The organism is Agrobacterium sp. O3.4 (assembly GCF_041414895.1).
In the GTDB taxonomy this organism is placed as follows: domain Bacteria; phylum Pseudomonadota; class Alphaproteobacteria; order Rhizobiales; family Rhizobiaceae; genus Agrobacterium; species Agrobacterium cucumeris.
Genome location: NZ_JALPZP010000002.1, coordinates 874,287 through 899,424, shown reverse-complemented (window position 1 = coordinate 899,424; position 25,138 = coordinate 874,287). Strand labels below are relative to the sequence as shown.

The 25,138-nt window shown below is 60.7% G+C and carries 23 protein-coding genes; 13 read left to right on the top strand and 10 right to left on the bottom strand.

Translation table 11 applies throughout. The features are described from left to right. Positions 1-154 precede the first annotated feature (154 nt). Positions 155-928 (top strand): IclR family transcriptional regulator, encoded by a 774-nt coding sequence (locus M0412_RS16840; RefSeq protein WP_269699457.1) that lies wholly within the window; start codon positions 155-157, stop codon positions 926-928. 105 nt (positions 929-1,033) lie between these two features. Here the strand turns inward: M0412_RS16840 and tal are convergent, their stop codons facing one another. After that, positions 1,034-1,999, bottom strand: coding sequence for a transaldolase (gene tal / locus M0412_RS16835; RefSeq protein ID WP_269699456.1), 966 nt, complete (start codon positions 1,997-1,999; stop codon positions 1,034-1,036). 194 nt (positions 2,000-2,193) lie between these two features. Here tal and M0412_RS16830 point away from each other — a divergent pair, with 194 nt between their 5' ends. Then, complete coding sequence (locus tag M0412_RS16830) at positions 2,194-3,180, top strand: sugar-binding transcriptional regulator (protein ID WP_142842747.1); 987 nt, start codon at positions 2,194-2,196, stop codon at positions 3,178-3,180. 219 nt (positions 3,181-3,399) lie between these two features. Here the strand turns inward: M0412_RS16830 and M0412_RS16825 are convergent, their stop codons facing one another. Next, positions 3,400-4,272, bottom strand: coding sequence for a bifunctional helix-turn-helix domain-containing protein/methylated-DNA--[protein]-cysteine S-methyltransferase (locus tag M0412_RS16825; protein ID WP_142842746.1), 873 nt, complete (start codon positions 4,270-4,272; stop codon positions 3,400-3,402). 206 nt (positions 4,273-4,478) lie between these two features. Here M0412_RS16825 and M0412_RS16820 point away from each other — a divergent pair, with 206 nt between their 5' ends. The 6 genes from M0412_RS16820 to uxuA all read left to right on the top strand — a co-directional run bounded on the left by M0412_RS16820 (position 4,479) and on the right by uxuA (position 10,621). After that, entirely contained in the window at positions 4,479-5,195 is a 717-nt protein-coding gene (locus M0412_RS16820) for a FadR/GntR family transcriptional regulator (RefSeq protein WP_142842745.1), read from the top strand. A 63-nt stretch (positions 5,196-5,258) separates the two neighbouring features. Continuing rightward, positions 5,259-6,233, top strand: coding sequence for a sialic acid TRAP transporter substrate-binding protein SiaP (locus M0412_RS16815; RefSeq protein ID WP_110760313.1), 975 nt, complete (start codon positions 5,259-5,261; stop codon positions 6,231-6,233). A 60-nt stretch (positions 6,234-6,293) separates the two neighbouring features. Further along, entirely contained in the window at positions 6,294-6,866 is a 573-nt protein-coding gene (locus M0412_RS16810; RefSeq protein WP_020809476.1) for a TRAP transporter small permease, read from the top strand. A 4-nt stretch (positions 6,867-6,870) separates the two neighbouring features. Next, positions 6,871-8,277 carry a TRAP transporter large permease gene (locus M0412_RS16805; protein ID WP_142842744.1) on the top strand — a complete coding sequence of 469 codons (1,407 nt, stop codon included), beginning with the start codon at positions 6,871-6,873 and terminating at the stop codon, positions 8,275-8,277. Between the two features lie 72 nt (positions 8,278-8,349). Further along, positions 8,350-9,396, top strand: a complete 1,047-nt coding sequence (locus M0412_RS16800) for an L-idonate 5-dehydrogenase (protein ID WP_142842743.1) — start codon at positions 8,350-8,352, stop codon at positions 9,394-9,396. A 16-nt stretch (positions 9,397-9,412) separates the two neighbouring features. Next, positions 9,413-10,621 carry a mannonate dehydratase gene (uxuA, locus tag M0412_RS16795; RefSeq protein WP_269699455.1) on the top strand — a complete coding sequence of 403 codons (1,209 nt, stop codon included), beginning with the start codon at positions 9,413-9,415 and terminating at the stop codon, positions 10,619-10,621. A 16-nt stretch (positions 10,622-10,637) separates the two neighbouring features. Here uxuA and M0412_RS16790 read toward each other — a convergent pair whose 3' ends face one another. Next, a complete protein-coding gene (locus M0412_RS16790; protein ID WP_269699454.1) occupies positions 10,638-11,018 on the bottom strand; it encodes an antibiotic resistance protein VanZ in 381 nt (126 codons plus the stop codon). A gap of 245 nt (positions 11,019-11,263) precedes the next feature. On the opposite strand from M0412_RS16790, the gene M0412_RS16785 reads away from it, so the two are divergent. Continuing rightward, complete coding sequence (locus M0412_RS16785; protein WP_127755851.1) at positions 11,264-12,775, top strand: aldehyde dehydrogenase (NADP(+)); 1,512 nt, start codon at positions 11,264-11,266, stop codon at positions 12,773-12,775. A 279-nt stretch (positions 12,776-13,054) separates the two neighbouring features. Continuing rightward, the gene (aztD, locus tag M0412_RS16780) at positions 13,055-14,305 is read left to right on the top strand and encodes a zinc metallochaperone AztD (protein ID WP_269699453.1); all 1,251 of its coding nucleotides are present in this window, start codon (positions 13,055-13,057) and stop codon (positions 14,303-14,305) included. 69 nt (positions 14,306-14,374) lie between these two features. On the opposite strand, the gene M0412_RS16775 is transcribed toward aztD, so the two are convergent. Genes M0412_RS16775 through M0412_RS16760 form a run of 4 tightly spaced genes read right to left on the bottom strand, consistent with a single transcriptional unit; the run spans position 14,375 to position 19,241 of the window. Further along, positions 14,375-15,373, bottom strand: a complete 999-nt coding sequence (locus tag M0412_RS16775) for a TRAP transporter substrate-binding protein (protein ID WP_269699452.1) — start codon at positions 15,371-15,373, stop codon at positions 14,375-14,377. A gap of 16 nt (positions 15,374-15,389) precedes the next feature. Next, positions 15,390-17,222, bottom strand: a complete 1,833-nt coding sequence (locus M0412_RS16770; RefSeq protein WP_269699451.1) for a TRAP transporter large permease subunit — start codon at positions 17,220-17,222, stop codon at positions 15,390-15,392. A 28-nt stretch (positions 17,223-17,250) separates the two neighbouring features. Next, positions 17,251-18,378, bottom strand: coding sequence for an LLM class flavin-dependent oxidoreductase (locus M0412_RS16765; RefSeq protein WP_269699450.1), 1,128 nt, complete (start codon positions 18,376-18,378; stop codon positions 17,251-17,253). Next, positions 18,375-19,241 (bottom strand): ABC transporter substrate-binding protein, encoded by an 867-nt coding sequence (locus M0412_RS16760; protein WP_269699448.1) that lies wholly within the window; start codon positions 19,239-19,241, stop codon positions 18,375-18,377. Before M0412_RS16760 ends, M0412_RS16765 begins: the two co-directional genes overlap by 4 nt. A gap of 211 nt (positions 19,242-19,452) precedes the next feature. Here M0412_RS16760 and M0412_RS16755 point away from each other — a divergent pair, with 211 nt between their 5' ends. Both M0412_RS16755 and M0412_RS16750 read left to right on the top strand, forming a co-directional pair. Further along, positions 19,453-19,818, top strand: coding sequence for a helix-turn-helix transcriptional regulator (locus tag M0412_RS16755; protein WP_065117652.1), 366 nt, complete (start codon positions 19,453-19,455; stop codon positions 19,816-19,818). Between the two features lies 1 nt (position 19,819). Further along, positions 19,820-20,449: a glutathione S-transferase family protein gene (locus M0412_RS16750; RefSeq protein ID WP_269699447.1), complete on the top strand. Its 630-nt coding sequence runs from the start codon at positions 19,820-19,822 to the stop codon at positions 20,447-20,449. On the opposite strand, the gene M0412_RS16745 is transcribed toward M0412_RS16750, so the two are convergent. Both M0412_RS16745 and M0412_RS16740 read right to left on the bottom strand, forming a co-directional pair. After that, positions 20,446-22,281 (bottom strand): ABC transporter ATP-binding protein, encoded by a 1,836-nt coding sequence (locus M0412_RS16745; RefSeq protein ID WP_269699446.1) that lies wholly within the window; start codon positions 22,279-22,281, stop codon positions 20,446-20,448. The two genes, M0412_RS16750 and M0412_RS16745, sit on opposite strands and share 4 nt — an antisense overlap. A gap of 215 nt (positions 22,282-22,496) precedes the next feature. After that, a complete protein-coding gene (locus tag M0412_RS16740) occupies positions 22,497-23,693 on the bottom strand; it encodes an aminotransferase class V-fold PLP-dependent enzyme (RefSeq protein WP_080820943.1) in 1,197 nt (398 codons plus the stop codon). Positions 23,694-23,780: 87 nt separating this feature from the next. Between M0412_RS16740 and M0412_RS16735 the strand changes: the two genes are divergently transcribed. After that, on the top strand, positions 23,781-24,617 hold the full coding sequence (locus tag M0412_RS16735) for an IclR family transcriptional regulator (RefSeq protein ID WP_065117648.1): 837 nt from the start codon (positions 23,781-23,783) through the stop codon (positions 24,615-24,617). A gap of 6 nt (positions 24,618-24,623) precedes the next feature. Here M0412_RS16735 and M0412_RS16730 read toward each other — a convergent pair whose 3' ends face one another. Next, positions 24,624-25,118, bottom strand: a complete 495-nt coding sequence (locus tag M0412_RS16730; protein ID WP_020011822.1) for a RidA family protein — start codon at positions 25,116-25,118, stop codon at positions 24,624-24,626. Positions 25,119-25,138: the final 20 nt, after the last annotated feature.

Here is a 25,138-nt window from a genome sequence, read left to right as displayed (position 1 = left end):
AATAGCCTCCCGCTATAGCGCGCCCGCCCATCGGGGTTCAGGCCGCTGAATTTCAGTGATCTCAAATATGGATCGACAATTCATATGTAAACGCGGTATTCATATGGCGTCAAGCAAACTTGCGCCGCAACCGCGCAAAACGCATCGAGGCCAGATGACAGAAGACGACAGCGAAAGATACCGCGCCCCCGCCCTCGACAAGGGCCTGGACATTCTCGAGCTTCTGGCCCGCACCGATGGCGGGCTGACACAGATCGAGATCGCCAAGGCCGTCGGCAAAAGCCCCAACGAGCTTTACCGCATGCTTGACCGGTTGGTGCGCCGGGGTTACGTGCAGCGGCTTGAGGGCGACCGTTTTTCGCTGACGCTGAAAATGTTCGGGCTGGCGCATTTCCACGCGCCGGTCCGCCGGCTCGTTTCTTTTGCCGCGCCTGTCATGCGTGATTTTTCCGCAAGCGCCGAACAGGCCTGCCATCTGGCCGTTTATGACCGCGGCAGCGTTGTCGTTATCGCCCAGCAGGAATCCTCCACCTATTGGGCCATGTCGATGCGGGTGGGCGCGCAGATGAGCCTGTTCCACACCGGCTCCGGCCATGTGCTGCTCGCCTTCCAGACCGAAGCGCAGCGCGAGATCATGATCACCGAACAGGTGCGCGGCAGTGGCGAGACCGTGCCTCCCGATCTCACCGAGCGGCTACGGCAGGTACGCAGCAACGGTTTCGAATCCATGGACAGCCTGCAGACCGCTGGCGTCCGCAATATTTCCGCCCCGGTGCTGACGCTCGACGGCACGGCGCTTGCCGTCATCACCTGCCCCTATATCACGCCGCTTGGTGGCAAGGCGCCCACGCGTGAGGCTTGCGAAGGGCTGATCCGCGATGCGGCAAAGCGCATTTCCGAGGTGGCGACTGGAAAAGGAACCGACTAAGGCGAACAAAAAAACGCGACCGGCAGGGGACCGATCGCGTTTTGAGTGACTGGAGATTTATGCTGTGTAAACGCAAGGGGAACGTGGATTGTTCCCCTTTTTTTATCAGGCCGCAGCCAGCGTCAGTTCCTTGCGGACCATTTCGCGCAGCGTCACCAGATCCTTGGCGAACAGGCGGATGCCTTCCGAGAGCTTCTCGGTTGCCATTGCGTCTTCGTTCATTGCCCAGCGGAATGCCTTTTCATCGAGCGACTTCAGCGGCTCGGGCTTGGCATTGTCCGGCGAGAGCTTGCGCTCCAGTTTGCCGCTGTCCTTGTCCAGCTCTTCCAGCAGCGCCGGGCTGATCGTCAGGCGATCGCAACCGGCAAGCGCTTCGATTTCGCCGACGTTGCGGAAGGACGCGCCCATGACGACGGTGCTGATGCCATTGGCCTTGTAGTAGTTGTAGATGCTGCGCACCGAAACAACGCCCGGATCGGTCTCGGCGGTGTAGTTCTCACCGGTGGACTTCTTGTACCAGTCGAGGATACGGCCGACGAAAGGCGAAATGAGGAAGACCTTGGCTTCGGCGCAGGCAATTGCCTGAGCCTGCGAGAAGAGCAGCGTCAAGTTGCAATCGATGCCTTCGGACTGGAGAACCTCGGCTGCCTTGATGCCTTCCCAGGTGGAAGCAAGCTTGATGAGGATGCGCTCGCGCTCGATGCCGCGCTCCTTATAGGCCGCGATGATCTGGTGCGCCTTGGCGATGGAAGCCTGCGTATCGAAAGAGAGGTCGGCATCCACTTCGGTGGAGACGCGGCCGGGAACGAGACCCGCAAGTGCAGCGCCAACGGAAATGGCAAGACGGTCTGCAACGGCGGCAACCACGGCGTCGGACTGGCCGCCCTGCGTCTTGCCCCATGCGACGGCTTCCTTCACCGCATCCGCAAAGGCCGGCGTGCCGAGTGCCTTCAGAACGATGGTGGGGTTGGTGGTGCAATCAACCGGCTTCAGGCGCGCAACCGCCTCGATATCGCCGGTGTCGGCAACAACCGTGGTGATGGCGCGAAGTTGTTCGAGTTTGGACGTCATATCGAATGATCCTTCATGATCTCTTGAAAACTTGCTCACCCGTCTTTTCGTTCCCGCACCATGGGTGCGCCCAAGGCCGAAATCGCGGTTTGTCCGGCTCCGACTATCGCAAGCGGCACGGTCGAAAGTCAAGACATTTGCGCATCGCAATTGACATAAGTTTCACGCCTGCGATACTCCGTACGATAAAGAGAATGGCGGAAACCGTGGCGAAACTGAGAAGAGAAACCCATACGGCCTATTCGGAAGCGGCATCGCTGAGGCTGCGCGCCGCTTGGCTTTATTATAACCAGGGCATGACGCAAAAAGACGTCGCCGAAAAACTGGGGATCAGCCGCTCCACCGTCATCCGCCTGCTCGACGAGGCGATGAAACGCTCGGAAGTGCAGATCTGGATCAATGAGGGCATCGAGGATTTCGTGGCGCTGGCCGGCCAGCTGGAAGCGGCCTACGGGCTGGATGAGGCCGTCATCATCCCCTGTCCCGAGAAGGCAAGCGCCGAAAGCACCGCCAAGGCGGTCGGTCTGGCACTTGGGCAATTCCTCTCCGAGGTGGTGCCGAACGGCGCCACCATCGGTGTCGGCTGGGGCCGCACCATGACCGCCTCGCTTTCCAGCTTTCGTCCGCCGCGCCGGGAAAACTGCAAGGTCGTCTCGCTGCTCGGCGGTATCGTCGCCGTGCACCAGACCAACCCCCTCGACTACACCTGGCGGCTGGCAAGCGCGCTTGGGGCCGAATGTTACATGTTTCTGGCACCGCTGCTGGTGGATTCCGTTGAGACCAAACGGGCACTGATCGAAAAATGCGGGCTCGCCACACTTTACGATCTGGCCGAGACGCTGGACCTTGCCATCGTTTCCTGCGGCGATATCGGCCCGCATTCCACATCGCTGTCGGAAGGTTTCATTTCGAAGGAGACGCTGCGCGAACTCATCGATGCCGGCTGCGTCTGCGATACCATGTTTAACTTCATCGATGCGGAAGGCCGCTCCGTCGACCACCCGATCAACGAGCGCGCCATGGCGATCGATCTCGATACGCTGCGCAAGGCCAAACACATCGTTCTCGCCTCTGGCGGCGCCCACCGCGCCATCGCCATCCGCGCCACCATCAAACGCACCGGCTGCAACACGCTGATCACCGATGAGGCGGCGGCGCGGGCGTTGATGGAGCTGGTTTAGGCTTCACGCTTAAAACACCCTGCCATTGCGGGACTGAGTTGAGGCCTTCTCGGTTTTATTCTCCCCGTCATACCGGCCTTGAGCCGGTATCCAGCCAGCCCAAGTCCTTGGGCTGAAAAGACTCTTTCCGTCGCGCAGACGCACGCCGGCTGGATTCCGGCTCAAGGCCGGAATGACGGAAGTGGTACGAAAGTTCGGCAAAGACAATCCAGGTCTCTCTCAAACCTTACCCGTCTCCCAACCAAGCATCGCCCGCTTGCGGGTCAGCCCCCAGTGATAACCCGTCAGCGCCCCGCTTTTGCCGACGGCACGGTGGCAGGGGACAACGAAGGAGACCGGGTTGGCGCCGACCGCGGCACCCACGGCGCGGGATGCTGTGGGCTGACCGATATCACAGGCGATGTGGGAATAGGTGACGGCGCGACCCATCGGGATTTTCAGCAGGCTTTCCCACACCCGCACCTGAAAATCCGTGCCGAGCAGCACGACACGCAGCGGCCTGTCCGACTGCCATAAAGACGGTTCGAAAATACGGGCGGCGTAAGATGCGGTCGCCTCGCGATCTTCGACATAATCGGCATTCGGCCAGCGGCCGGCCATATCTTCGAAACAGGCCCTTTCTTCGCCCGGATCGGCAAAAGCGCAGCCGGCAAGGCCTCGATCCGTCACCATGACCAATGCAAGACCGAAGGGCGAAGCGTGGAAACCGTAGCGGATCGTCAGCCCGCCGCCCTTGGCCTTCCATTCGCCGGGCGACATGGCCTCATGGGTGACGAACAGATCGTGCAGGCGGCCCGGCCCCGACATGCCAACCTCGATCGAGGTTTCGAGCAGCGGTAGATCTTCCTCGCGCAGCAACCTCTTGGCATGATCGAGCGTCACGGCCTGCAGGAATGCCTTGGGCGACAGACCGGCCCAGCGGGTGAAGGTTTTCTGCAATTGCGTCGGCGACTGGCCGAGCCTTGCGGCAATGGCTTCGAGGGAGGGCTGCTCGCGATAATCCAGCGTCAAAAGCTCGATAACCCCGCGTACCGTCTCGTAATCGGTGCCGATGGGGGTGATGTCTTCATTCAGCATGATGTTGGCGTTCATTGCATTTCTCCTAACGCCTCACACAAAACCACTAAAGCGCGTTCGTCTCCACCCGTTTCTTGCGTCCAACATTCTTCGATCTGGAGCAAGGCAATTTTCCACTCACGGTCCGATTGACAGCACCGCATAAATGTTCCCTAATAAAATTGGTAAGACAATCTTACCGCTTGCGCGAAGGGGGGAGACTTTCGCGCTGGGAGGATATCATGTTTGTGGCTCTGGAGCCGCGCCGCCTTTACCGGCTGGTCGCGGAACAAATTCGCTTGCTCATCGAGAGCGGGGAACTGACGGATGGTCAGCGCCTGCCGGCGGAACGCGACCTTGCCGAACGCTTCGGCGTATCCCGCCCGACAGTGCGGGAGGCGCTGATCGTTCTGGAAGTGGAAGGTCATATCCACATCCGCATGGGTTCGGGCGTTTATGTAAACGCATCGCGCAAACCGGACGCGCAAAAGCCGCCAATGCCGGATGCGCATGGGCCATTCGAAATCCTGCAGGCGCGCTGCATCATCGAAAGTGCGATTGCGGAAGAGGCCGCACGGCTTGCCACACCGGAATGCATCGCCAAGCTCGATGATATCATCGAACGCATGGCCGGCGCGCTCGACAGCTCGCCACAGGCGCTCAATTTCGACCGGGCCTTCCACACCGCGATTGCCGATATCATCGGCAATTCGGCGCTCAATCGCTTTACCGGCCTGATCTATGACGAGCGCAGCCTGTCACCCTTTTTCGAAAAGCTCGCCAGCTATTTCGAGGGACCGCACACATGGAACCTCGCCGTGCAGGAGCACCGCGCAATCCGCGACGCCATTGCCGCCAACGACCCGGAAGGTGCCCGCGAGGCGATGCGGCAGCATCTGACGCTGTCGCAAAAGAGATTTTCCGAGAGTTTCGGGGAGGAAACAATCGGGGAAGAGTGACCGTCGCCGCAACCGGCAACGGAAAAAACAGCACATCTGGCTTTAATTCGGGAGGAGTTAAGAATGAAAATCAGATTGTCGACTTTGATGGGCGCAACAGCCGCCATCCTGCTTTCCGCCCTGGCGGCGCAGGCACAGACCACGCTGAAATGGGCGCATGTCTACGAGACTTCCGAACCGTTCCACACCGATTCGGTCTGGGCGGCGGAAGAGATCGCCAAGCGCACCGATGGCCGTTACAAGGTGGATGTTTTCCCCGCCTCGCAGCTTGGCAAGGAAGCCGATATCAATCAAGGCCTGAAGATCGGCACCGTTGACATCATCATCTCCGGTTCGAGCTTTGCCGCACGTGATTTCAAGCCGATCGGCGTCACCTATTTCCCTTACATCTTCCGCGATCCGAGCCATCTGATCGCCTATACCAAGAGCGATATCTTCAAGCGCCTCGCCAAGGGTTATGAAGACAAGACCGGCAACCACATCGCCGCCGTCAGCTATTACGGCACGCGCCACACCACATCCAACAAGCCGATTGCCGCCTGCGCCGACATGGCGGGCCTGAAGATGCGCGTTCCCGACGTTCCGGCCTATCTGGCCATGCCGCGCGCCTGCGGCGCCAACACCACGCCGATTGCCTTCGCGGAAGTCTATCTGGCGCTGCAGAACGGCACCGTCGATGCGCAGGAAAATCCGCTGACCACCATCGAGGCGAAGAAGTTCTTCGAAGTGCAGAAGAACATCGTCCTGACCGGCCACATCGTTGACCACCTCAACACGGTGATCTCGAAGAACCTCTGGTCGCAGCTCTCCGATGACGACAAGAAAATCTTCACCGAAGTCATGCAGGAAGCCGCCGAGCGGACCACCAAGACCATCGATGAACGCGAGAAAAGCCTCGTCGAAGACTTCAAGAAGCGCGGCCTGACCGTTGCCGAAGTCGACAAGGCCGACTTCGAAAAGAACGTCATCGAAAAAGTGAAGTTCGAGGACTTCGGTTACGACAAGGCCGACTGGGAAGCCATTCGCGCCGTCAAGTGAGCCAAGATCCGGTGCGGCTTCTTTGCCGCACCGCCCTTTCTCTCCAGACGGGATATCTCAATGTCGCAGGAAATCCATACTCAGGTCACCCCTGAGGAACTCGCCCATACGTTCGATGAGGCGCCGCCCGAGGTCGATCTCAAGGTCTATTCATTCGAGGACTGGGTCACGCTCGGCCTTTTCTGGCTGATGACGGGCTGCGTGTTCCTTCAGTTCTTCACCCGCTACGTGCTCAACAACAGTTACGCCTGGACGGAAGAAATCGCCGTCAACTGCCTGATCGGCGTGGTGTTTTTAGGGTCGGTCATGTGCGTGCGTATGTCGCGCCACATTCAGGTGGATGTGCTTTATCACTATGTGCCGCCGCAGGTGGCCCGCGCCATGTCGATCCTTGTCGATGTGCTGCGCATCCTGTTCTTCGCCTACACGTCCTGGCTGATGTGGCGTTATCTGGAAATTGTCGCGGATGAGGAAATGGTCACCGTGGCGCTGCCGCGCAACATCGTTTTCTACACGGTTCTGGCGGCATTTGTCTTGATGTTCTTCCGGTCCGTGCAGGTGTTCATCGCCAATATGCAGCGCGGCTATTCCGTTCTGGAACGGCCCGAAGAATTCCAGAGCGCGGGGGATTGATCAGATGCTGCTTCTTATCGGCTCATTTCTTCTGCTGATGGTAATCGGCCTGCCGGTCGCCATTTCCATGGCCTCGGCGTCGCTGCTCTATATCGTGTTCTACAACGTCGCGCCTGATATCATCGCGGCGCAGCGCCTGATCGCCGGTGTGGAAAGCTTCCCGCTTCTGGCCGTTCCCTTCTTCATCCTTGCCGGCAATCTCATGAACACGGCAGGGGTGACCGGACGCATCTATTCCTTCGCCGTCGCACTGGTCGGCTGGATGAAGGGTGGTCTCGCGCAGGTCAACATCATCGGCTCGGTGATTTTTTCCGGCATGTCCGGCACAGCACTTGCCGATGCGGCCGGGATCGGCACCATCGAAATCAAGGCCATGAAGGACCACGGTTATCCGGTCGAAGCGGCCGTCGGCGTTACTGCCGCCTCCGCGACGCTCGGGCCGATCTTCCCGCCATCGCTGCCCTTCGTCATCTACGGCATGATGGCGAATGTCTCGATCGGCGCACTGTTCATGGCCGGCATCGTCCCGGGCGTCGTCATGACGCTGTTGATGATGATCACGGTTGCGGTCTTCGCTTATATCAAGGGCTGGGGCTCCGACACGCCGTTCAGCCTCAGAACCATCTTCGGCGCATCGATAGAAGTCTTCGTGGTGATGATGGTGCCGCTCGGCATCTATATCCTCACGGCATTCGGCCTGTCGCTCAACCTGTCGATCCTGATCGTGCTGGTCATCCTGCTCGCCTGCGACTGGTATTTCGACTTCTCCGCCGTGATGGCGCTGATGACGCCTGTCATCCTGATAGGCGGCATGACCATGGGCTGGTTCACGCCAACGGAAGCCGCCGTTGCCGCCGTTCTGTGGTCGCTGTTCCTCGGGCTCGTCCGTTACCGGACGATGACCTTCAAGACGCTGGCAAAATCGACCTTCGACACCATCGAAACGACCGCTTCGGTGCTCTTCATCGTCGCGGCGGCCTCCGTCTTCGCATGGCTGCTGACCGTCAGTCAGGCCGCACAGCTTCTGTCGGCGGCGATCCTGACGATCACCGACAGCAAGTGGATATTCCTCGTGCTGGTCAACCTCCTGATGCTGTTCGTCGGCTGCTTCCTCGATACGATCGCGGCGATCACCATCCTCGTGCCGATCCTGTTGCCGCTGGTGCTGCAATTCAATATCGACCCGGTGCATTTCGGCCTGATCATCACGCTCAACCTGATGATAGGGCTGCTGCATCCGCCGCTCGGCATGGTGCTGTTCGTGCTCTCGCGCGTGGCGAAACTCTCCGTCGAGCGCACCACCATCGCCATCCTGCCGTGGCTGGTGCCGCTGTTCGTGGCGCTGCTGCTGATCACCTTCATTCCGGCAATCACCTTGTGGCTGCCGACCGAAATGGGCCTGATCCGCTGACGCAAACATCATTGCCCGCGCGGTTCGCCGCGCGGGTTCATCCATAAAACACCCATAAATGAGGGCATCGTCATGCAGACACGCGTGGCACGTCTACACGGCGTTAAGGACATCCGCGTCGAAACCCAGGAGCTTGTGGCTCCCGGCCCCGGCGAAGTGCTGCTCACCATGGCGGCAGGCGGCATCTGCGGCTCCGATCTGCATTATTATCAGGATGGCGGTTTCGGCCCGGTGCGGGTGCGCGAGCCGATCATCTGCGGTCACGAGGCATCCGGCCATATCGCGGCTTTGGGCGCTGGCGCCAGCGGGCTCGCCATCGGCCAGCTCGTCGCTGTCAATCCGTCGCAGCCCTGCGGCCATTGCCAGTTCTGCCTGAAGGGCCAGCCGATCCATTGCCTCGAGATGCGCTTCATGGGCAGTGCCATGCGCCTGCCACATGAGCAGGGCATGTTCCGCGACCGGCTGGTGGTTCCGGCAAAACAATGCGCAACATTTTCAGACGCGACCTCGCCCGCCGAGGCCGCCTGCACCGAACCGCTCGCCGTCTGCCTGCATGCAGTTGCCCAGGCCGGCGATCTGACAGGTGCGAAGGTGCTGGTCACCGGCGCCGGTCCCATCGGCCTTCTGACCATTGCCGCCGCCCGCCATGCCGGCGCCGGCACCATCGTCGCCACCGATCTCACCGATGCCGCGCTGGAACGCGCACCCGCGATGGGTGCCGACCGCACCATCAATGTCGCGAAGGACGCGGAGGCGCTTTTGCCCTATCAGGACAACAAAGGTTATTTCGACGTCATTTTCGATTGCTCCGCCGCCGGCCCCGCCCTTCGAACCGCCTTTGCCTGCGTGCGCCCGCGCGGCACCATCGTACAGGTGGGCGTCACCGGCGACATCACCATTCCGCTCAATGCATTGGTGGGCAAGGAAATCCTCTGGCGCGGCTCGCAGCGTTTCCATGATGAATTCGCCATCGCCGCCGGGCTTATCTCCACGCACGGGATCGATGTGCGGCCGATCATTTCCCACAGCTTCCCGCTTGGCGAGGCGAAAGCGGCCTTTGAACAGGCCGGAGACCGCTCCGCCGCCTGCAAGGTGCAACTGACATTTTCAGCAGACTGATATTTGAGGATTTAAGATGAGACATACATGGCGCTGGTTCGGCCCAGTCGACAAGGTCACGGTTCAGGATGCGGCTCAGGCGGGTGCGGAAGGCATCGTCAGCGCGTTGCACCACATCGCCACCGGTGACGTCTGGCCGGTGGACGAAATCACCAAACGGCATGAGGCGATCAGGGCCGGCGGGCTTTATTGGGACGTGGTTGAAAGCGTACCCGTCTCCGAAGATATCAAGACCCAGACCGGGGATTGGAAAAATCACATCGCCAACTGGCAGGAAACCCTGCGCCGCCTCTCCGCCTCCGGCATCCGTACCGTCTGCTATAATTTCATGCCGGTGCTGGACTGGACCCGCACCGACCTTCGCTGGGAAACCAGACACGGCGCAAAGGCGATGCGCTTCGATCTTCCCGATTTCGCCGCCTTCGACATTCATATTCTGAAACGCCCGGACGCCAGGGCCGACTATCCGGACTGGCTGCTGGAGGAAGCGGCAAAACGCTTCGCCGAGATGCCGGATACAAAAATCACCGCGCTCGGGCGCAATATCGGCGCTGGCCTGCCCGGCTCGGCGGATGGTTATACGCTCGCCCAGCTGCTCGAAAAACTGCGCTCCTATCACGGCGTCAACCGTGAAAGGCTGCAGCAGAACCTGATCGACTTTCTCTCCGAGGTGACACCGGTTGCCGAGGAAGTGGGCATCAACATCTGCGCCCATGGTGATGATCCGCCTTGGCCGCTGCTCGGCCTGCCGCGTATTCTTTCAACGGAAGACGACTACGCCCATATGCTGTCGCAGGTCGACAGCCGCGCCAATGGCGTGACGCTCTGCACCGGCTCGCTTGGCGCTCGGGCGGATAACGACCTGCCCTTCATCGCCAGCCGTTTTGCCGATCGCATCCATTTCGTGCATCTGCGCAATGTGACGCGTGACACCGATACCGTGCCCTGCTCCTTCTTCGAGGACGAACATCTGGAAGGCGGCACCGACATGGTCGCCGTCATCGCCGCACTTCTGTCGGAGGAAACCCGCCGTCGCGCCGAAGGCCGTGAAGACCACACCATTCCGATGCGTCCCGACCACGGACAGGAAATCCTCGACGACCTGACGCGGGGCGCGCAGCCCGGTTATCCCGCCATCGGCCGCCTTAAGGGGCTAGCGGAGCTGCGCGGCATCGAACGCACCCTGTCGCATGGCCGTTTCGGGCTGGGAACGAGCGCCGAATGAGTTCCTTAGTCCGTCATCACGGCCTTGAGTCGGAATGACGGATCAGAGAACCTGCGGTCAATCGTGCCCTGAGCTGGAGATAGGAAAGAGCGGCCAGCCCACCGGCTATGGCGCCGGCGGCTTTCACCGCGGCGTCCATCAGATGCGGATGCCGTGTGGGCGACAAAAACTGCAGCGCCTCGATACCAAAAGCCGCAGTGACGCCCGCAACGATGACGGCGAGCCAGTGGCGCGGATAGGCAAACACGAAGGCGGCCGAGCAGAAGGCGAAGGCGGCGGCACGGTCTATCCCCACCGTCGTCAGCGTGTGAGGCCGAAAGCCGATGGGACAGATTGTAACGATCACGATCAGCAGAAAAACCGACCAGGCGATGTATTTCGGAAGTCTATTTGTCATCATGACGTCATATAAAACGCCGTGCGCGTAAACGGAAGCGGGTGTTTTTCACGTCTCGCCCAATTAATCACACTTTTTGGTCAAATAGTTGAGAAACCGCCTTTCGCTCAGGCCCCGCACGGGCTAAGGCAGAAGGCAACCGGGCGAGGATCGCGGCTGATGGCGTTTGTGCTGTCGCCTTTCGGTCCATGTCGCGGTGTCGGGTGGATTTTCCACGCAGGATCAGATTTTCAGGGAAGAGCACAATGAGTTTCAAGCCGCACGGCAAACATCTGGTTGCAGGAGAATGGGTCGCAACGGAAGCAAAATTCCGCAGCGAGCCTGCACATGGCGAGGCTTTCGATTTTTCGGTCGGCACGGTCGATCTGGTGAACAAGGCTGCGGAAGCTGCTGAAGAAGCCTTCTGGAGCTACGGCTACACCACCCGCGAAGAGCGCGCCGCATTCCTCGACACCATCGCCGATGAGATCGAAGCGCGCGCCGACGCCATAACCGAAATCGGCTCGTCCGAGACCGGCCTGCCCGCCGGACGCCTGCAGGGCGAACGTGGCCGCACCGTTGGCCAGCTCCGCCTTTTCGCCTCGCATATCCGCAAGGGTGACTATCTCGACCGCCGCCACGACGAAGCGCTGCCGGATCGCCAGCCGCTGCCGCGCCCGGATATCCGCCTGATGCAGCGCCCGATCGGCCCCGTCGCCGTCTTCGGCGCGTCGAACTTCCCGCTCGCCTTCTCCACGGCCGGTGGTGACACCGCTGCTGCTCTGGCCGCCGGCTGCCCCGTCGTCGTCAAGGGCCATTCCGCCCATCCCGGCACCGGCGAAATCGTTGCGGAAGCCGTTCTTGCCGCCGTCAAGAAGCACAATCTGCATCCAGGCGTCTTCTCGCTGATCCAGGGCGGCCGCCGCGATGTCGGTTCCGCGCTCGTGCAGCATCCGCGCATCAAGGCGGTCGGTTTCACCGGTTCGCTCGCCGGCGGCCGCGCGCTGTTCGATCTCTGCGCCCAGCGCCCCGAGCCGATCCCCTTCTTCGGCGAACTCGGTTCCGTGAACCCGATGTTCCTGCTGCCGGAAGCCGTTTCCGCCCGTGGCGAGGCCATCGCCAAGGGCTGGGCCGGTTCGCTGACCATGGGTGCGGGCCAGTTCTGCACCAATCCCGGCATCGCCGTCATTCTCTCCGAGCAGGCGGATGCGGTTGCTGAAACCGCGCGTGCCGCGCTTTCCGAAGTCGGCCCGCAGGTCATGCTGACGGATGGTATCGCTTCTGCCTATCGTGACGGCCGCGACCGTATCGCCGCCGGCAACGGCGTGCGCGACGTGCTGACCACCACCTGCAATCTGCGCAATGCAACGCCTTATCTGTACCGGGTGTCCGGCAAGGACTGGGTTGCCAACCACGCTCTTGCCGAAGAAGTCTTCGGACCGCTCGGCCTCATCGTGACGGTCGATAGCCCGGAAGAAATGCTGGAAGTGGCAAAGAGCTTCGAAGGCCAGCTGACCGCAACCCTGCATCTGGATGCCGGCGACGCCGAGCTTGGCCGCAAGCTGCTGCCGATCCTGGAGCGCAAGGCCGGCCGCGTTCTCGCCAACGGTTTCCCGACCGGCGTGGAAGTCTCCGAAGCCATGGTTCATGGCGGCCCTTACCCGGCATCGACGAACTTCGGCGCAACCTCTGTTGGCACCATGTCGATCCGCCGCTTCATGCGTCCGGTTTCCTATCAGAACATTCCTTCGGACGTTCTGCCTGACGATATCCGCTAAAACTGATGGAGGCAGGCGCAGCGCTGCGCCTGCCTTTTTTATTCGGCTTTACCGCCCTTCGGGAAATACGGCCTGACGCTGAAGCGTCACCCGCCTCCCCTTCTCCCGTCTCACGGTCCCCATCCAGATTTTTCCGTACCAAGACGTCGGCATCGGTTGACATCGCCCCCGCACGTAATGCTAATACGCAATCTCGTAACGTAATAACATTACAATCATCCTTCAGAACCGATACCGGTTCTTATCCGCACGGGGATGATAACGTCTGGAAGGAACACCATGAGATTTTCCCTTCAACAGCACCTTGGCATGAGCGCGCTTGCCACGTGCCTTGCCCTCACCCTGCCGCTCGCCTCTGGCGTGGCGCAGGCGGAAGAAAGCGGCGACAGCGTCAAGGAATGGCGTCTCTTCATTGCCGATCACACCCAGCCGGTGGTGCGCGCGATCAATTTCGAAACCGGTAAGGAACTCGGACGCTACGACCTGAAGGGCTATGCGGCGCTGACTGCCAGCGCCTCCGGCAAGACTGTTTTCGCCACACAGTCAGATTCAGATATCGTGCATGTGATCAAGACCGGCATCGTCTTTTCCGACCACGGTGAACACCGCGATCTGGATGTGGAAGATACGGCGCTGCTGCCCGTTACCTTCGAAGGCAAACGCCCGTTCCACGTCGTGCCGCATGATGATCATGCCATCCTGTTCTACGACCGTGGTGGCAAGGCTGAAATCATCGACGAGGCTGCCCTGCTGGATGGCAAGGCAAAGGTCCGCACTGTCGATACGACCGCCCCGCATCACGGCGTGGCAGTGACGATGGGCCGTTACGTTCTGGTATCCGTACCCAACACGCAGATCGAAACCAAACCCGACACGCTGCCGCCCCGCATCGGGTTGCGCGTTCTTGACAGGGAAGGCAAGCAGGTTGGTGAACAGGCGACATGCACCGATCTGCATGGCGAGGCGACATCCGCACGGCTTGCGGCTTTTGGCTGCAAGGAAGGCATTCTCGTTGCCCGGCCGGGCGGCACGGATGGCCCGAAGCTCGAAATGCTGGCCTATCCAGAAGATTTTCCGAAAGCCTATACCGGTACACTGCTCGGCGGCAAATCCATGCAGTTTTTCCTTGGAAACTACGGTGAAGACAAGGTCGTCCTGATCGATCCTGACAGCAAGGACGCTTTCCGTCTGGTGGAGTTGCCGACCCGGCGCGTCGATTTCATCCTCGACCCCGCCAATCCGCGCAATGCCTATATCCTGACGGAAGATGGCGACCTGCATGTGCTTGACGTGCTGGAAGGCGCCATCACCCGCAAGGCGAAGGTCACCGAACCCTACAGCAAGGATGGCCATTGGCGCGATCCGCGTCCGCGTCTCGCCGTTGCCGACGGGCAGGTGGCAATTTCCGATCCGCGCCATTCGCTGGTGCGCGTGGTGGATGCGGAAAGCCTGAAGGAAACCCGCACGCTTGCGGTGGAAGGCCAGCCCTACTCCATCGTTGCCGTTGGCGGCTCCGGCGCTTCGCACTGATACCGAACAAAAGAAACCCCGTGCGCCCGAAGGACGCACGGGGTTTCCTGATTTTGATGGGCCGTATTATCAGGCCGACTGCACAGCCTGTATCTTCTCGATGCCGCCAACAATGCCGGAGAAATCCTGCCAGACGCCCTGCGCGCCCTTGCGCCATTCGTCCAGCGCTTCCGGCTGCAGCACCTTGCCGCCCTTCGAAAGCGCAAGCTCGACGGACTTTACTTCGTCCTCGACGATCAGCTGGTTGAAATACTGCGCGCCTTCGCTCGATGCTTCAAGGAGAACATTCTTCTCTTCGTCGTCCAGCTGGTTCCAGAAGGTCGCACCGTAATAGACGACGCCTGAAGCCCAGATGTGGCCGGTTTCCGTCAGATAGGGCACGACCTCGTAAAGCTTGAAGCCGGCATAAGCGGACTTGGTGAGATCCATGGCATCAGCCACGCCGGTTGCCAGCGCATTATAGGTCTCGGTGATCGGAATACCGACCGGGGTGGTGCCGAAGGCGCTCCACAGCTTGGTGTGCAGCGGGCTCTGGATGACGCGGATCTTCTTGCCTTCCAGCTGCTCCGGCCGGGTGACCGGCTCCTTAGTCAGAAGATGGCGTGCGCCGTAATTGATGAAATCGGCAGCGATGAATTGCTGGGCGGCGAGCTTCGTCTTCAGATCAGCGCCAGTCTCACCCGTCACCACCTTGCGCACATGGTCGGTATCGCGAAACAGGAAAGGCAGATCGAGGATCTGCAGTTCCGGCACCCAGCCGGAGAGCGAGGAGACTGTCGAAAGGCTCGCCTGAACCGAGCCCAGGCGGATATTTTCCGCCACTTCCTTTTCACCGCCCAGCGCACCGCTCTTGACGATGTTGAAACGGAAACGGCCGGGCAGCTTCGCCTCCACCAGCTCGCTGATCTTCACCCAGATTTTCGTCTCGGGCTTGTCATCGGCAAACAGCGAGGCAACGGTGAGGCTGCGGGTTCTGGCATTTGCCGTGCGCACGAAGGCGGGGGCGGCGAGCGTTGCGGCGCCGATGGCGGAGAGTTTGAGGAGATTGCGGCGATCGATAATAGTCATGACTGAAACCCCAAATTTAGAAGAAAATGGCCCAGGCGCACAAAATGGCGAGGGAAACGAGAAGCGAGACGAGATAGGGAACGACGGCCCGGAAAAGTGCTGTCGCCGGAATGCGGGTGACGCCGCTGACCACGAAGATCAGCATGCCGAGCGGCGGTGTCAGGCCATGGATCATCAGATTGACCACGAGAATGACGCCGAAATGGATGGGATCAATGCCGGCCGCCACGGCAGCGGGCAGCAGGATCGGCCCGAACAGCAGGATGGCAGCACCAATATCCAGCACCAGACCAACCACGAGCAGGATGAGGTTGGAGAGCAGGAGCACCGCGATCTTGCTGCCGCCCAGAAGCGTCACAAAATCGGTGACGAGGCCGGAGACATTATCCACCGCCAGCAGGAAGGCGAAAGGCCCCGCCGTGCCGATCAGAAGACCGATGGCCGCCGCCTCACCCGCCGACTGGCGGAAGGTCGCGAAAATGCGGCCCGCGCCCAGCCGGTAACCGAAACCGAGAAACAGCGTGTAGAGAGCGGCAAGGGCCGCAGCTTCCGTGGTGGTGACAACACCGATGCGGATGCCGACCACCACGATGACGCCAAGCCCGAAGGCAGGTATCGCGGCCACGGCCGAACGCCAGCGTTCGCTGCCTGTCGCCCGCGGCAGGGTATCGACGCTGCGCACGCTGAGATGGATCGCCACCGCAAGGCAGATTGCCATAAGTCCGCCCGCGAAGAAGCCACCGACCAGCAACGAGCCGACCGACAGATTGGTGGCCGTTGCGAGGATGAGAAAGGCGATGGAAGGCGGAATGACATTGTCCAGCACCGAGGTAGCGGCAATGATCGCGCCCGCCTGCGCCGGCGGATAGCCGTGCTTCACCAGTTCCGGCTGGAAGGTGGAAGCCCCGAAGGCGGCATTGGCGACCGAGGAGCCGGATGCGCCGGAAAACAGCACGCTGGTCAGAAGCGTCGTCTGCGCCAGCCCTGCCCGCCGGTGGCCGACCATGGAGGCGGCAAAACGAACCAGCTGGTTGGCGACGCCCGATTCCGTCAGCAGGCTTCCGGCCAGCAGGAAGAAGGGAATGGCCAGCAGCAGGAATTTCGACATGCCCGTCACCGTCGAGGACACGATGGCCGGCTCTGGCAAGGTGCTGCCGAAGGCGATCGCCACATAGGCAGCGGCAAGGAAGGCATGGGCAAGCGGTGCGGCCAGAACCAGTCCCACGGCCGCCGTCAGCGCCAGAAACAGGCTCGGCGGCAGGCTCGTATCGACAAACAGTTCCGGCAGGCCGACATAAGAAACCACCGCGATGGCGACGGAAAGCAGAACGGCAAGCGCCTTGCCTTCACCGACCCGTTGAAGCGCCAGATAGACAAAGATCAGCGCGCCGCCTGCACCGAGAAAACCGAAGCGCACCCATTCCGGCAGACCGAGCGTTGGCGATGTGCCACCCAGCATGGCCGCAATTTCCACCCCGCCGAAAGCGAGGATGAGGGCTGCGACGAAGGAAAAGGCATCGGCCAGAACTTCGGTTGCGGCATGAAAGCGTTCCGGCAGGAAGCGCACGAATACATCCAGCCGCATGGCCAGAGCGCTCTTGAGGCTGAGCGGCGCGCCGACTGCGATCATCGCCACATTGAGCCAGATGCCCAGATCTTCCGCCCCGATGAAACCGGTATGGAACAGATATCGCAGGGCGACATTGACCAGCACCACCACAAGAAGCGTTGCAAGGATGGCTGCGGCAATCGCGCCCAGCGCCTTGTCCAGAACGGCAAGCGCCCGTTCGGCCACGCGTTGTGGACCGAAGCGCCGTTGCGCGATTGTTGTTGCCGGACTTGCCGTCATGTTGTTCTTCTCCACTCCCGCACCATGCTCAGGAGGCCTTGGCCGAGAGGTCGCGGTCGAACAGGGTCGACCAGGTGAATTGTTTCGCCGCTGACACTTCCCGCGATACATCGAGGCGTGGCAGAACCTTTTCGCCGAAGCGGAAGGCTTCCTCCAGCAATGGCATGCCCGAGAGGATAAAGGTGTTCACGCCCGCCTTCTTATAGGCCTCCAGCGTGCGGATGACAGTATCCGGCGAACCGACAATCGCGGTTCCCGGGCCCGGACGGACAAGCCCGATGCCGGCCCAGAGATTGGGGGCGATTTCCAGATCGCGCAGGTTTTCCGGTTTCTGCCCGCCATGCATCGCCGTCATGCGCTGCTGGCCGACGGAATCGGTCTTGCCGACAAAACGCTGGTTGGCGGCAATCGCACGCTCATCCATGCGCCCGTAAAGGTCGGCGGCGGCGGCCCAGGCCTCTTCATCGGTGTCACGCACGATGACATAGAGCCGAATGCCATATTCCAGTTCGCGGCCAAGCTGTTCCGCCCGCGCCTTGACGAGATCGACCTTCGCGCCGATCTGATCGGGCGTTTCACCCCAGGAGAGATAGGTCTCGACATGTTTGGCGGCAACATCGATGGCCTTGTCCGAAGAACCGCCGAACCACAAGGGCGGCGGTTCTATGCCCTGCCCCACCGGCAGCGCGAGTTTAGCACCCTCGGTCTGGAAATGCCGCCCCTTGAAATCCACCGTCTCGCCGGCGAAAAGCCGGTGCCAGATCTGCAGATATTCATCCGCCATGTCGTAACGCTCATCATGCGGCATGGTCATGCCGTAAGCGCCGAGCATCTTCGCATCGCCAGAGACGACATTGATCAGCAGGCGGCCGCGCGAAAACTCCTGGAGCGTCGCCGCCATCTTGGCAAGCAGCGTCGGCGCAATCAGGCCCGGATGGATGGCAACCAGCAGTTTAAGCCGCTCGGTATGGGAGAGCAGTGCGCCCGCCAGAACCCAGACATCATGCGCGCCGGTGGCAAACAGCGCGCCGGTATAACCCAGCTGATCGTAAGCCAGCGCCAGCTGCTTGTAATAACCGAGATCGACCTTGCGGGAGCCTTCCGGCTGCCAGGGATAAGCGCCATCGGGTGCGCACATGTACCAGAAAACATTCATCTGTCACCTCCGACGCTGGCTGATTGCGGGGCCGGGTTTTGCCCGGTCTGAACCGGTAAAGAGAAATGGCCGTGCCTGTAAAGCGTATCGGCCTCCTCCTGCTGTTCGGCAAGGATATTTTCAGCGGCGGGCACCACGGAAAGATCGCGTGAGCGCAGCACCTTCGCCCAGGATGCCGCATCACCCTCACTGCCCGGTTCGGCGGCAAGCAGCGCCGCAGCCGTGTCGATATCCGCCATGACGGCCCGGCCGACGCGGTCCAGTTCGGCCGCAATCGCCTGTCGTGTCTCCTGCGCTATATTGTGACGCGCCAGCGTCCAGAACAGCGATCGGTTGGGAATGGTTGAACCGCAGCGGACCAGAAGGCTGATCTCCTCATGGGTCAGGGCCTTTTCCAGCCGTGGCGACATCGTTACCCAGGCATCGACACGGCCTTCCACGAGGTCGAGCAGGCTGTCGCTGTCACCGCTTTCAATCCGCGTCACATCCGAAAGACCAAGACCGGCCCCTTCCAGGCTACGGGCCAGAAGATAGGTGTGAAACGATCCGTCGATCAGCGATATGCGCTTTCCCGAGAGATCAGCGGCAGAACGGATCGGGCTGTCGCGCCGCACGAGGATCGCGCCATTGGCGGGCCTCGGCGCGGAAGCGGCGATATAGACCGCCGCAAGCCCGCGCGCATCCGCCTCAATGGGCGGCGTCGAGCCGGTGCCACCGAAATGGATGTCGCCCTTTTCCAGCAGGGCCGCCGTATCGCGTCCTTCGCGATAGGTCACGAATTCCGGATTAAATTGCTCGAAAGCGCCGGGCCAGAGCCGGGCGAGCCGTAAATGCAGATTGTTGGGATGGACCCCGATTTTCATGTCGACACCTCATTTCGCAATCAATCTACTTTTTTATAGAGTGTCTTCGAGGAACGTTTTGGCGATCCTCAGCCGGAAAGCGAAAGAGAAATCTACTAATCCTGTAGATTTTAAAAATTCTGCAGCCGACTAAAAACGACCTGCATCAAGCCATTGAAATTTATCAGCATACAATTTACTTTTTTATAGTCTGAAACAGGGACCAGTAGTTGTGACGAAACCGGTTTCCAATCTCATCTGCCGCAGCGTGGTGGAAGCGAGCGAGCTTTTGAAGCTTGTCGCCAACGCCAACCGTCTGGCCATCGTCTGTTACCTCATGGAAACGGAAGCGTCTGTTTCCGCACTGGAATATGAACTTGGTATCCAGCAGCCAACGCTTTCGCAGCAGCTCGCCGAATTGCGCGACGCCGGTATCATTGAAGGCACACGGGAAGGCAAGGCGGTGATCTATCGTGTCACCGATCCGCGCATTATCCAGCTGGTTCTGACCCTGCGTGGTCTTTACAAGGACCTTTCCGATGTGACGGGCAAGAAAGGCCGTCGCGCCTTGCCGCTGGATGAGGCGATGTTCGACTGACATGATCGACCTTTACACCTGGATCACGCCCAACGGCCTCAAAATCTCGGTTGCGCTGGAAGAACTCGGCCTGCCCTATCGCAGCCACGCCATCGACATCGAAAAAGGCGAGCAGTTCGCGGCCGATTATATCCGCATCAATCCCGGCTCGAAAATTCCGGCAATCATCGACAATGACAACGGCACCGTCCTGACGGAATCGAACGCGATCCTCCTCTATCTCGCCGAAAAAGCCGACCGGCTTCTGCCCGCCTCCGCCACCGAGCGACTGATCGTCATGGAATGGCTGATGTGGCAGGCCGCCAATTTCGGCCCGACACTCGGTTATGCCCATTATTTCCTGACTTATAATGCCGGAGAGGCCCCCTTTGCCGAGGCACGTTTTGCCGCGGATGTGGAGCGCCTCTATCGGACATTGAACGACCGTTTAACGGGGCGGGAATATGTGGCGGGAGATTTTTCCATCGCCGATATCGCCATCTGGCCATGGGTCTCGCGTTTCGCGCGCCACAAAATCAATCTCGATGAATTTCCGGCGGTACAGCGGTGGTATCGCCAGCTTGGACAGCGGGAAAGTTTTAAGCGCGGTTATCGCGTCCCCTTCGCAACGTCGGACGTACCGGGGTTTTAACAGGCGACGAGGTGACCGGGCGAAACCTCGCGATATTCACGCGGCTTGACGACATAATCGACGGCGCGGATCGGGCTTTTCAGCTCGTCATTGGCAGCACCGCGCCTTGTGTTGCGGCGATCCGGGTCCGGCACCGGCACGGCGGCCATCAGCTTGCGGGTATAGTCGTGCTGCGGATTGTCGAAAACGGCAGCACGCGGGCCGATTTCGACGATCTCGCCGAGATACATCACCGCCACCCGGTGGCTGACGCGCTCCACCACTGCCATGTCATGGGATATGAACAGGAAGGCAAGATCGAGGCTTTGCTGCAGATCCAGCATCAGGTTGATGACCTGCGCCTTGATCGAGACATCCAGCGCCGAGACGCTTTCATCGGCGACGATGACCTTTGGCTTCAGCGCCAGCGCGCGGGCAATGCAGATGCGCTGCCGCTGGCCGCCGGAAAACTCGTGCGGGTAACGCGCCGCCATATCGGGCGAGAGGCCGACCTTTTCCAGCATGTCAGCCACCACATCCTTCGCTTCGCGGGCGCTGCCCATGCGATGCTCCAGAAACGGTTCGGCAATCGCCGCACCCACTGTCATGCGCGGGTTGAGCGAGGCGAAAGGGTCCTGAAAGATCATCTGAACCGTCTTGCGCATTTCGCGCATGCCCATCTTGTCGAGGGCGAGAATATTCTCGCCATTGACCACCACCGAACCGGCATCCGGCTCGATCAGCCGCATGATGGCACGACCGGTGGTCGACTTGCCGCAGCCGCTTTCGCCTACCAGCGATAGAGTCTCCCCGGCCCTCAGATCGAAGGACACGTTTTCCACCGCGTGGACGCGGCCGCTGAGCCGTCCCAGCAAGCCGGAGTGGATGTCGAAACGCTTGGTCAGCCCCTCCACCTTCAGCACCGGCTGGGCGCTGGCGTCAACGGTATCGGCCGGACGCGCCGGCTCCTGCGTTTCCCCCGTGGTGGTGTTGACGATGGGAAACCGGAGCGGTCTTTCCTCACCCGTCATCGACCCAAGAACCGGAACGGCGGATAAAAGCGCGCGCGTATAGGGATGTTTGCCGCGGTGGAAGATATCCGCCGTCGCGCCGACTTCCACCTGTTCGCCGCGATACATGACGACGGTACGGTCGGCAATCTCAGCCACCACGCCCATGTCATGGGTGATGAACAGGACGGAGGTACCCTCCTCTTCCTGAAGCGTCTTGATGAGGTCGAGAATCTGGCCCTGAATGGTCACATCGAGCGCCGTCGTCGGCTCGTCGGCGATCAGGAGCTTCGGCCGGGACGCAAGCGCCATGGCGATCATCACGCGCTGGCGCATGCCGCCGGAGAAGCGGTGCGGATATTCATCGAAACGCGAGGCGGCGGAGGGTATGCGGACCTTTTCCAGCAGGCGGATCGTCTCTGCCCGCGCATCGGCTTTCGACATCGGTTGATGGCACAGCAGAGCCTCGGAAATCTGGTCGCCGATGGTGAAGAGCGGATTGAGGCTGGTCATCGGCTCCTGAAAGATCATCGCCACCTCATTGCCCCGCACCCGCCGCATGGCATCCTCGGAAAGCGAGAGCAGGTTGCGACCTCCGAGCAGGATTTCACCCTGCACCCTGCTGCTTTCCCGATCCAGCAGCCGCATGATGGAAAGCGATGTGACGCTTTTGCCCGAACCGCTTTCGCCAACGATCGCAACCGTCTCGCCCGGCCCGACATCAAAGGAAATATCACGCACCACGGGTTTCCAGCCGCCATCCACGTGAAAGGACGTGGTGAGATTGCGGACGGAAAGCACGGCATCTTCGGCACTAAGCGGTGCTGCCTGCGGCATGGTCATGATCGTTCCCTTTTCTTTATTCTGGTTGCAATGCTTGGGCGGGCAGTTACCGCGGGTTTCTTCTCCCCGAGGGGGAGAAGGTGGCCCGAAGGGTCGGATGAGGGGGCAACGTCAGCGATGGACCGCACCCTTGCCCCCTCATCCCGCTGCCGCGACCTTCTCCCCGGCGGGGAGAAGAAGCTCGCGGCACCCGCTCGTTCCATATGCAGTCGTTATTAGTCCGGCCAGCGCAGCATGCCGTCGAAACGGTGGCGGCTGCGGTCTTCGAACGGCGTGGCAATCACCTCGTTGGAGGCGCGCGCCTTATCCAGCTCTTCCGCCAGGCGGGAAGCCACGATGGTTTCCTGGCCGGGATGCAGGTTGCAGGGGTCGAGATAGAAATAGCGGTGTTCAACCTCATGATCGCGGGCAATGATCGGCGGATTGCCCTTGGCCAGCGCCGTCGTAAGGTCCCATGCGGTGATATGGGCTTCTTCGGCATCGATGATGACGCGAAGCCGGTCGAGCGGGTTATTGGTCGGGTCGGGCTCGATCAGCGCCGTCACGCCGGGGCGTCCATCCAGCGTCTTTTTCCAGAGGTTGAGATAGCCGGTTTCACGCTCGCGGATGCCGTCATGGTCACGCTTTTCCCAGGCTTCCAGCGCCGCCATGACGCCATAAATGCTTTCCTTGCCGACCTTCATGCCGCGGCCGATGCCCATATTCTGGAGGAAAGCATTGCGCACCAGTTCCTTTTTGCCGGCGACGATGCCGGAAGTGGGACCGCCAAGGAACTTGTGGCCGGAATAGAGGACAACATCCGCGCCCGTCGCCAGAAACAGCTCCAGGTCATATTCGGACGCCGCATCGACGATAACAGGAACGCCCTTGGCGTGGGCAATCTCGACGAATTCGGAAAGGTGCAGCAGACCGTAATTCACCACATGGTGCGAGACGACATAGACCGCCGCCGCCGTCTTTTCGGTGATGGCGTTTTCCATGTGGAAACGATGGGTCGATGTCGCCTGCCCGATCAGCACCACCTTGCCGCCACCGAGGCGGATTGCCTGATCCACCGGCGCGCCATAGCTCACCACATGCCCCATCTGCACCAGAACTTCGTTCTTCTCAGGCGCGACATCGGGCAGCTTTTCGATGGCCAGCAGATTATTGCCGGTAATGGCGCCTGCTACAGCAAGGCTGATGCCGGAGGAGCAGGACGCCGTGACGAAACCAGCCTCGCCGCCCGTCAGTCTTGCAATGATCGCGCTAGCCTTGCGTTGCAGATCATTGATCTCGACGAATTGCGGCAGGATGGCCGCCATGGCCTGCACGGCCTCGGGAACGACAATCGACGCGCCGAGCGAGGTCATGGTGCCCGAGACGTTGATGACCGGGCGAAGGCCGATCCTGCTTCTGATATCCTCGGTCATGTCTTTCTCCTGTCTTTGCGATGCGATAGGCATCGACATATATGCCATAATAATGTAATAGCTTCTCAAAACCATGAGGAGCCAAAATTGGACGCCCATAGACTGGACGAAATGCCTTCAACCGCCGTGTCTCCCACGGAGGAAAATCCGGACGCGAAGACGGCCAAGCGCTCGCGCGTCAGCGGCATCGACCGCGCGCTTCAGGTTATTGATTACCTTTACGAAACCGGATCGCCAGCCGGCGCTTACGCGATTGCCAAGGCGATCAAGGCGCCGCTTTCCACCGTCTATGTGATCATCGACGATCTCGTCGAAAAGAACATGCTGGCGCGCAATGCCGATGGCAATATCTGGCTCGGCGCGCGGCTTTACCATTATGGCCTTGCTTATGCCCGCTCGCTGGATTTCATGGGTGTCGCTACCCACGAAATGCACGATCTGTGCCGCCATGCGGGCGAGACCGTGCAGCTTTGCGGCCGCGATGGCGACCATATGCTTGTTCTGGCCATGGCCGATGGTCCAAGCCATTTTCAGGTCGCGTCGCGCGTCGGCACCCGTGTTCCCCTGAACTGGACGGCCTCCGGCCGCCTGCTCGTCGGTCATTTGCCGGAGGCGGAGCGTGTCGAACTGTTCAAGCGCTGCGCCCGCACCTCGCCCACCGGCCGCGCGGAAATCAACCCGGAGACCCTGTCGCAATCGGCAGGTGCCGCTTTCCATGACCGCCTGTCGATACAGGTCGCCGAATCCGATTACGCCGTCGCCTGCATTGCCTCGCCGATCTGCGACAACAGGGGCGAATGCGTTGCGACGATTTCCATCGTGCTGCCGGAACAGAAGGTGCTGGCGGATGAAAACCATTACACCGAACAGGTCAGGGTCTCGGCAGAACGGATCGAAAAGCTGATGGGCTGGCGCAACCATTAAACGGCCTCACCCCTTGAGCGCGACGATGGCTTCGATCTCAACGGTGATGTTGCCCGGCAATGAGCCGAAACCCACGGCGGAGCGGGCATGTTGTCCCGCATCGCCGAACACATCGATGAAGAGATCGGAGCAGCCATTGATAACGCTCGGGTGATCGCGGAAATCGCTGACGGCATTGACCATGCCGAGCAGCTTGACCACTTTTTTCACCCGCGACAGATCACCCAGCGCCTCATGCATGACGGCAAGCAGATTGATGCCGGTGAGACGCGCATGATTATAGGCCTCTTCCAGCCCGATTTCCGCGCCCACCTTGCCGGCATAGAGATGGCCGTTTTCTTCCCGCGGCCCCTGGCCCGAGAGATAAAGCATGTTGCCTTCCACCACATGGGTGACGAAATTGGCAATTGGCGGCGGCGGCGGCGGCAGGGAGATGCCGAGCGCAGCGAGCCGGTCATAGGGCGAAAGGTGCCCTTCTGCATCAAGCGAAGACTGTTTCACGCGAATTCCTCATAATGCCG

Excerpts from the sequence above, each read along its gene's own strand:
- M0412_RS16830 (WP_142842747.1), top strand. The coding sequence starts at position 2,194 with ATGGCGGAAACCGTGGCGAAACTGAGAAGAGAAACCCATACGGCCTAT.
- M0412_RS16800 (WP_142842743.1), top strand. The coding sequence starts at position 8,350 with ATGCAGACACGCGTGGCACGTCTACACGGCGTTAAGGACATCCGCGTC.
- M0412_RS16825 (WP_142842746.1), bottom strand. The coding sequence starts at position 4,272 with ATGAACGCCAACATCATGCTGAATGAAGACATCACCCCCATCGGCACC.
- M0412_RS16785 (WP_127755851.1), top strand. The coding sequence starts at position 11,264 with ATGAGTTTCAAGCCGCACGGCAAACATCTGGTTGCAGGAGAATGGGTC.
- M0412_RS16840 (WP_269699457.1), top strand. The coding sequence starts at position 155 with ATGACAGAAGACGACAGCGAAAGATACCGCGCCCCCGCCCTCGACAAG.
- M0412_RS16745 (WP_269699446.1), bottom strand. The coding sequence starts at position 22,281 with ATGACCATGCCGCAGGCAGCACCGCTTAGTGCCGAAGATGCCGTGCTT.
- M0412_RS16790 (WP_269699454.1), bottom strand. The coding sequence starts at position 11,018 with ATGACAAATAGACTTCCGAAATACATCGCCTGGTCGGTTTTTCTGCTG.
- aztD (WP_269699453.1), top strand. The coding sequence starts at position 13,055 with ATGAGATTTTCCCTTCAACAGCACCTTGGCATGAGCGCGCTTGCCACG.
- M0412_RS16740 (WP_080820943.1), bottom strand. The coding sequence starts at position 23,693 with ATGACCGAGGATATCAGAAGCAGGATCGGCCTTCGCCCGGTCATCAAC.
- M0412_RS16750 (WP_269699447.1), top strand. The coding sequence starts at position 19,820 with ATGATCGACCTTTACACCTGGATCACGCCCAACGGCCTCAAAATCTCG.
- M0412_RS16775 (WP_269699452.1), bottom strand. The coding sequence starts at position 15,373 with ATGACTATTATCGATCGCCGCAATCTCCTCAAACTCTCCGCCATCGGC.
- M0412_RS16805 (WP_142842744.1), top strand. The coding sequence starts at position 6,871 with ATGCTGCTTCTTATCGGCTCATTTCTTCTGCTGATGGTAATCGGCCTG.
- uxuA (WP_269699455.1), top strand. The coding sequence starts at position 9,413 with ATGAGACATACATGGCGCTGGTTCGGCCCAGTCGACAAGGTCACGGTT.
- M0412_RS16810 (WP_020809476.1), top strand. The coding sequence starts at position 6,294 with ATGTCGCAGGAAATCCATACTCAGGTCACCCCTGAGGAACTCGCCCAT.
- M0412_RS16760 (WP_269699448.1), bottom strand. The coding sequence starts at position 19,241 with ATGAAAATCGGGGTCCATCCCAACAATCTGCATTTACGGCTCGCCCGG.
- M0412_RS16765 (WP_269699450.1), bottom strand. The coding sequence starts at position 18,378 with ATGAATGTTTTCTGGTACATGTGCGCACCCGATGGCGCTTATCCCTGG.
- M0412_RS16770 (WP_269699451.1), bottom strand. The coding sequence starts at position 17,222 with ATGACGGCAAGTCCGGCAACAACAATCGCGCAACGGCGCTTCGGTCCA.
- M0412_RS16815 (WP_110760313.1), top strand. The coding sequence starts at position 5,259 with ATGAAAATCAGATTGTCGACTTTGATGGGCGCAACAGCCGCCATCCTG.
- M0412_RS16820 (WP_142842745.1), top strand. The coding sequence starts at position 4,479 with ATGTTTGTGGCTCTGGAGCCGCGCCGCCTTTACCGGCTGGTCGCGGAA.
- tal (WP_269699456.1), bottom strand. The coding sequence starts at position 1,999 with ATGACGTCCAAACTCGAACAACTTCGCGCCATCACCACGGTTGTTGCC.